Raw genomic sequence first — 7,428 nt, 5'->3', positions numbered from 1 at the left:
GACGCCGGCCGCATCGCCGTCGCGGCAGGCCGCCTCCAGGGCCTCGCAGGCTTGCGCGACGCCATCGGCCGATACCAGCCGGGCGGCGCCCTTGATACGGTGTGCGACCGCGTGGGCCGCCTGCCAGTCGGCACGCGCGACCGCCACGCGGAGCGCGGCCAGGTCCGCGGTGTTGCCGGCCAGCAAGGCCGCCCTTATCGCGGCATCGGAGGCGGCATCGGAGGCGGCATCGGAGGCCGATGCGAGGGGCGTCGCGGTGAACGCTGCCGCCGCACGACGCCCATTCGGCGGATCGGCGAGCCACTGTTGCAAGGCGCGATCGAGCGTGTCGAGATCGATCGGCTTGAACAGGCAATCGTCCATGCCGGCCGCCAGTGCCTGCTGACGGTTATGCGGCCGCGCGTCGGCGCTGTAGCCGAACACGGGCACGCGCGGTCGCGCCAGCGCCCGCTCCTGTGCGCGCAGCCTGCGCGCCAGCGTGAAGCCGTCCATGCCCGGCATATTGCAGTCGAGGATCACCAGGTCGAACGCGGCGTCCGGCGCTGCGAACCGCACCAGCGCCTCGTGCGCGTTGCCGGTACCGACGGCTTCCACGCCCAGATGCCGCAACTGGCGGGCCAGCAGCATCCTGCCGGCAGGATGGTCATCGACGATCAGCGCGCAATAGCCCTTGCGCAGCGGCGCGATGGCGGGCTGGCCGCAAGGGGTCAGGCGGCCGTGGCCGTGCAGCGCGCGTCCGCCGCACGACTCCGCGGCCAGCGTCAGCGTCAGCAGCGCGGTGGTGCCGTGGCCCGGCCGGCTGATCAGCTCGAGCTCGCCCCCCATCTGCCGGGCGAGCTGCCGCGAGATCGACAGGCCCAGGCCGGTGCCACCGGGCCCGCCTGCCTCCGCAGCCCGGTAGAACGGTTCGAACAGCCGCGGCATCTGCTCCGCGGCGATGCCCGGGCCACGGTCGCGCACCACGATCCGCACGGTTTCCCGATCGACGTGCTCGCCCGCGCTCTCGAGCTTCACCGTGATGTCGCCATGACCGCCGAACTTGATCGCATTGCTGAGCAGATTGCCGACGACCTGCCGAAGCCGCTGCGGATCGGCGCGATGGCGCCGGGCCCGCAGCGCGTCCAGTTGCAGCCGGATGCGCAGGCCGCGCGATGACGCCAGCGGACGGAACGCATGGACCCATTGCTGCAGCAGCGTATCGAGCTGCACCGGCTCCGGCCGGATTTCCATCCGGCCCGCCTCCAGCCTGGCCATGTCGAGCAGATCGCCGACCAGCGCGACCAGCGACTTGGCGCAGTCGTGCGCGGTGTCGATGTAATGGCGGGCCTCGCCATGGATCGCGGCCTTGTGCCTCAGCAGGTCGAGGATGCCGATCACCGCGTGCATCGGCGTACGGATCTCATGGCAGATCGTTGCCAGGAAGCCCAGACGGTCCGCGCCCGACCATGCGCCGGACGATGCGGCCACGTCCGGCAACGTCGCGCGGCGGCCGGCCGGTCGCCCGCCGCCAAGGCTCCGGTGCAGCGTGGTGGCGGCACGAGCGATGCGCCGGCCGTGGCGATGCAGGGCGACCGCGCATGCCCCCATTGCGGTCATCCACAGCAGGGTGCCGAGCGAGCCGGTCAACAGCCATGGGCGATGCCGTTGCCGCGCCGACACGGGCGCCGGCACCGCGGCCGGCATCGATGCCGACGCCCAGCCGGCCTGCAGCGTGTCCCAGTGCGTGGGCGGGATGGCGGCCAGCGCCTTGTTCAGGATCATGCGCAGCTGCGGCGCGGCGGGCGAGACGCCGAAGCCGATCGCCGCCGGCTGCGGGCCCAAAGGCGCGGCCACGCGCAGCCGTGGCGCGAACGCGTATCGGACCATGTAGTGCGCGCAGGTCAGGGTATCGACCGCGGCGTCGGCCTGGCCGTGCGCGACCATGCGGTAGGCCTCGCTCGTGGAAGTGGTGTGGATGATGGTGGCGTTGGGCACCTGCGCAAGGCGCGCCGTCAGGCCGGGGTTGCTGCGACGCACCGCGATGCGCATGCCGGCCAGGGCGGTGGCGTCGCGGATCGCGACGTTGGTGGCGTGCGTGGTGATGACCCAAGGCGTGATCAGGTAGGGCAGCGATGGTTGCAGCCGGTGCGGCCGGCGTCCCGATTCTCGCATCGCGGCGGCTTCGGGCGGCGCGGATTGCGGTACGGACGGCGGCGCGGACGAGTCGGCCGCCACCGCGGGCACCAGCAGCACCGTGCCGTCGCGCAGCGCCGCTTCGCGGGCTGCCGGGTCCTGCTGCCAGACCGGCTCGAAACGCAGGCCGGTGATACGGCCGACCTGCTCCAGGGCCTGCACCGCGATGCCGGCCGCGTGTCCGCCGGCACCGACGAAGGCCATCGGCCCACCGATCGGCGACGCGCTGTAGCGCACCACCGGATGGGCGGCGAGCCAGCGTCGTTCGGCGCCGGTCAGCGTGCCGGCGAGCCGCTCGCGCACGGCTCCGGTATCGTCGCGCGGCGTCTGCGTGCGGCCGAGCTCCGCTGCCACCAGCGCCGCCCACAGCAGGCAGCCGCACGACATCAGCCCGTACAGCCGGCGCTCAGAGCGCTGCATCGGCAGGCCGGCGCAGCGTCGCCGCCCTGCACGGCGTGCGATTGTCAAAGGGGGATGGCATCGAGGCGACCTCCGGACGGACACGGTGAAGCGGAGGAATCTAGCCAATGCGCCATGCTGCGACTATCGCAGTTCGACGCGGACGGTGTTCTATCGGACGCGTTGCCCGCAGTCCGATGCCGCGATCATTCCTGGTCGCAGCGGCCCGGCGCGATGGCGATTTCGCCGACCGGACGGTCACCGATGCCAGTGTAGCGAAACACCAGCGCGATGCCCAGGCGCCCCAGCACCGGGACATCGGGATTGCGGCAGATGCCGCGGACCAGAGCGGGTGTCGCGCTGGCCATGAAGGCGGCGGTGCCCTCGCGGGACGCGTCGAAGCGAACCAGGTTCAGATGGAAGACGACGCGCTTGCCGGTTTCGCCGCGGCAGCCCTCCAGGCGCGTGGCGTTATCGAGCGGGATCGGGCCGAAGCGGGTCAGCTCGCGGCAGGCGGTGCCCAGCGCCACGTCGGTACTGCTGCCCGAACCGGTCAGCCGGGTGACGCCGTTCATGCCGGTGGGCCGGCCGTCGGCCACGCCGACCAGCAGCCGCGCCAGGGCCGACATGCTCGGCGCGGAGGTGGTGGAGGCTGCGGCGTTGCCATGCTGGGCCACGGCGGGCCACGATGCGCAGGCGATCAGCGCGGCGGCGCGCCACGGGTGGGGCAACGAAATCAAGAGCGAGTTCCGCATGAAGATACCGGTATCGAGTCGCCTCGAATGGCGGCTGCGGGGCGGGCTGCCCGTTCGCCATGGCGAAACCATAGCGAGCCGATTGCCGGTGTGCTGTCAGTCACTGTCCTACATTGGTAAGCGAATTGCGTTCAACACCATGTGCTATGCTGCAACGCAGCAAAAATGAACCGGAGCGTTCGCGCGCTCCGTACACGCGCATGGCAAGAAGCTTGATGGGTAATTGGCAGCGTCCGTGGCGGCAGATGGGCACGCTGCCCCGCCAGTCGGCCCGTCACCTTGGCAGCTGGTTCGACCGGCTGCATGGACGGGGCACCGCGGCACCGGCCGCGCGCATGCGCGTGGCGCCGCCGCTGGCTCTGCCCGCCGGTCCGCTGCCGGGCCAGTGGTCGCAGCGGCGCCTGAAATTGCCGGCCATGCCGGGCGAACTGGTTTCGCAGCTGAACTACTGGCTTTACGAGCCGTCGCGCCGGCACGCCGGACCGCTGCCGCTGGTCGTCATGCTGCATGGTTGCCGGCAGACCGCGGAGGACTTCGCCGCCGGCACGCGCATGAATGCGCTGGCCGAGCGCGAGGGCTTCCTCGTCGCCTATGCCGAACAGCCGCTGCGCCGGCAACTGCAGCGGTGCTGGCAATGGTTCGACCTTGCCGCCAGCGAGGGCGCGCGCGAAGCGCAGGCGATCGCGGCGCTGATCGACGCGCTCGCGTTGCGGCGCGATGTCTGTCCGCAGCGGGTCTACCTGGCCGGCCTGTCCGCCGGAGCCGCGATGGCCGCCGTGGTGGCCCTGCGCTATCCGGACAAGGTCGCCGCGGTTGGGCTGCATTCCGGCGTGGTGGTCGGTGCCGCCGATTCGGCGCGCTCGGGTTTGCGGGCGATGCAGCACGGCTCGCGGGCCGAGCCGGCGACCCTGCTCGATGCGGCGGGCGTCGCGCTGGCCGGCAAGCCGATGCCGGCGCTGATCCTGCATGGCATGGACGACCAGGTGGTGCACCCCGTCAATGCGCGCTTGCTGGCGCGGCAATTCCTGGCCTACAACCGCTTGCCGGATCGCATCGACAGCGAGCGCCGCAACGGCGCGCCTCTGCCAGCGGCCGACGCGTCGGCGAGCCAGCAGCACGGCCGCGCCAATGGCGAAGTCGATGCCGCCGACGTTCCCGCCGGCCACTACCTCGAGTCCCGCTTCGGCCATGCGCGCCGGGAGCTGGTGCAGCTATGTGAGGTGGCCGGGCTCGGCCATGCGTGGAGCGGCGGCGATCCGGCCTATCGCTACCACAGCGATACCGGGCCGGCCGCCAGCATGCTGATGTGGGAGTTCTTCCGCGAGCATCGCCGCTAAGGGCCGGTCCGCCCGCGGCGACTGGCCGCTTCGCTTACAGCCTGGCGGACTTGCGCGCGAACAATGCGGTCACCATGCCCAGCGCGCACAGCGCGACGACATAGTGCGCCGGCGCCAGCGGATCGTTCTTCAGCATCAGCGTCACCGCCATCGGCGTCAGCCCGCCGAAGATCGCGTACGACAGGTTGTACGAGAACGACAGCCCCGAGAAGCGGACATGCGCCGGGAAGGCGTTGACCAGCACGAACGGCACCGCGCCGATCGTGCCCACCGCGAAGCCGGCCAGCGCATAGAGCGGCAGCAGCAGGTCGGGGCGCTGGTGGATCACCGTGTAGAACAGATAGCTGCTGACCGCCAGGAACAGGCCGCCGAAGAACAGCGTGCGGCGCGCGCCGATGCGGTCGGCCAGCGCCCCGGCCACCACGCAGCCGATCGACAGGCACAGCGTGGCCACGCTGTTGGCGACCAGCGCCGTGCGCGCGTCGAAGCCATAGAGCTTCTGCAGGAAGGTCGGCGTCATCAGGATCACGACGACGATGCCGGCCGACAGCATCCACGTCAGCAGCATCGACACCGCGACCGCGCCGCGATGGTCGCGCACCACGGCCTTCAGCGGCATTTCCGCGGCCAGCGCCTTCTTGCGCTGCAGCTCGGCGAACACCGGCGTTTCATGCAGCCAGCGGCGCAGATACATCGAGGCGATGCCGAACACGCCGCCGAGCAGGAACGGCACGCGCCAGCCCCAGTCGGTCAGCTGCTCCGGCGTGAAGATCGTGTTGATGCCGGTCGCCACCAGCGAGCCGAGCAGGATGCCGGCGGTCAGGCCCGCCGTCAGCGTGCCGCAGGCATAGCCGACGTGGCGGGTCGGCACATGTTCCGAGACGAAGACCCAGGCGCCCGGCACCTCGCCGCCGACCGCCGCGCCCTGCAGCACCCGCAGCAGCAGCAGCGCGACCGGCGCCAGCAGGCCGATCGCGTGATAGGTCGGCAGCAGGCCCATCAGCAGCGTGGGCACCGACATCAGCAGGATCGACAGCGTGAACATCTTCTTGCGCCCGAGCAGGTCGCCGAAGTGGGCCATGATGATGCCGCCCAGCGGACGCGCCAGGTAGCCGGCCGCGAAGATGCCGAAGGTCTGCAGCTGCCGCAGCCAGTCCGGGATCGACGGCGGGAAGAACAGCTGCCCGATCACGGTGGCGAAGAAGACGAAGATGATGAAGTCGTAGAACTCGAGGGCGCCGCCGAGGGCGGCGAGGGACAGGGTCTTGTAATCCTGGCCGGTCAGCGGGCGCGCGGCGCGTTCGAGCGACGCGCCGCCGGCGCCAACAGTACTGCTGGTGGTGGACATTGAAGAGACTCGCATGGGAAGAGATCGCATGCGAAGCGCACTAACACGGGTAAGTGTGCGGGTACGGCCGGCGGGTACAGCGCGGGAGAGAGGCAGGGCCAGAGGCGGGTGGGCCTTTGGCATGCGACGGGACGCTTCGCAAAGGCGAAACGATACCAGATCGGATGCCCCGCCGCCGGCGGCCGGTCGCAATAATCCCCCGCGCAGTGTCATGAAGCATTACCATAATGCCCAAAAAAGTGGGATCCAGAGCACAACTGGAGCCAAGGACGTGTATCGGGAGGGCGCGAGGCCGCGACGACGGCATGGCGAAACCGCCCGGCGCGTGCGGTTGTGGGGGTCAATTTCTTCGGGACGACATGGCATTCAAGATTTCGATGCAGGCCGCCACCGCGACGCCGCGCCGGCGTACGGGCCTGCGCGTGGCGGCCGGCATTGCGGCGGCAGTGGCGATTTTCGGTCTGGCCGGCTACTTCGGCGGACCGCCGCTGATTCGGTCGCTGGCCGCGAGCCAGGCCAGCGAGGCGCTGGGACGCAAGGTGACGATCGGCACGGCACAGGTGCGGCCGTTCTCGCTGGCCGCGACGGTCGGCGATGTCACGATCTTCGAGCCGGACGGCACCACTCCGATGCTGACGCTGGGGTCGGCCGACATCGACGCGTCGATCGCGTCGCTGTGGCGCCTGGCCCCGGTGGTCGACGCGGTCCATATCGACCGGCTCGCCGTCCATGTCGTCCGTGAAGCGGACGGCCGGCTCAGCTTCGACGATATCCGCGACCGGCTGGAAGCCAGGCCCAAGAGTCCGGACGATGGCGAACCGGCCCGCTTTTCGATCAACAACATCGCGCTGACCGAGAGTTCGCTGCGCTTCGACGACAAGATGCTGGGCGAAACCCAGCGCGTCGACCATCTGACGGTCACGCTGCCCTTCCTGTCGAACCTGCCGCACGACGTCAATATCGTCACGCAGCCGACCATCAGCGCCCATATCAACGGCTCGCCGCTGGCGGTCAGCGGCACCATGCTGCCGTTTGCCGATGCGCGCGAAGCGAAGCTGAACCTGGATCTGAATGGCCTCGATCTGGTCCGCTTCATGCCGTTTGCACCGCGGCTGACCGACGCCGAGGTCAAGGCGGGCAAGCTCGATACGCGGCTGGTGGTGGGCTTTCGCCAGCAGCAGGACCAGCAGCAGATCGAGGTCTCCGGCACCGCCTCGCTGCGCGAGGCCGATGTGCGCAAGCGCGACGGCACGCCGCTGCTGCAGGCCGGCAATCTGACGGTCGATATCGCGCGGCTGGCGCCGGCCGACAACCTGATCCATCTGCGCGGCGTGACGCTGGACGGGCTGGACCTGCGCGCGCTGCGGCGTGCCGATGGCACGCTCGACCTGGCGACGGCGTTCCTGCCGCGGGCAAC

Annotated in this window: 6 protein-coding genes; 3 read left to right on the top strand and 3 right to left on the bottom strand. The window is 70.4% G+C overall.

All coding sequences use genetic code 11. The features are described from left to right. Window positions 1-2,592: ATP-binding protein (locus B551_RS10645; RefSeq protein ID WP_043438774.1), on the bottom strand; the 2,592-nt coding region annotated here is incomplete at its 3' end. A gap of 185 nt (window positions 2,593-2,777) precedes the next feature. Next, window positions 2,778-3,200: a hypothetical protein gene (locus B551_RS10640; RefSeq protein ID WP_232205479.1), complete on the bottom strand. Its 423-nt coding sequence runs from the start codon at window positions 3,198-3,200 to the stop codon at window positions 2,778-2,780. On the opposite strand from B551_RS10640, the gene B551_RS27060 reads away from it, so the two are divergent. Together B551_RS27060 and B551_RS10635 are read left to right on the top strand one after the other, a co-directional pair. Next, a complete protein-coding gene (locus B551_RS27060; RefSeq protein WP_231906312.1) occupies window positions 3,199-3,495 on the top strand; it encodes a hypothetical protein in 297 nt (98 codons plus the stop codon). The genes B551_RS10640 and B551_RS27060 overlap by 2 nt on opposite strands. 31 nt (window positions 3,496-3,526) lie before the next feature. Beyond that, window positions 3,527-4,663, top strand: a complete 1,137-nt coding sequence (locus B551_RS10635; protein WP_043438771.1) for a PHB depolymerase family esterase — start codon at window positions 3,527-3,529, stop codon at window positions 4,661-4,663. A gap of 34 nt (window positions 4,664-4,697) precedes the next feature. Here the strand turns inward: B551_RS10635 and B551_RS10630 are convergent, their stop codons facing one another. Then, on the bottom strand, window positions 4,698-6,011 hold the full coding sequence (locus tag B551_RS10630) for an MFS transporter (protein ID WP_006578499.1): 1,314 nt from the start codon (window positions 6,009-6,011) through the stop codon (window positions 4,698-4,700). A 359-nt stretch (window positions 6,012-6,370) separates the two neighbouring features. Here B551_RS10630 and B551_RS10625 point away from each other — a divergent pair. After that, window positions 6,371-7,428: DUF748 domain-containing protein (locus B551_RS10625; protein ID WP_043438769.1), on the top strand; the 1,058-nt coding region annotated here is incomplete at its 3' end.

It is taken from the genome of Cupriavidus sp. HPC(L), from assembly GCF_000307735.3.
GTDB lineage: Bacteria > Pseudomonadota > Gammaproteobacteria > Burkholderiales > Burkholderiaceae > Cupriavidus.
The sequence above is the reverse complement of the archived record's forward strand: the minus strand, read 5'-3'. Positions and strand labels throughout refer to the sequence as shown.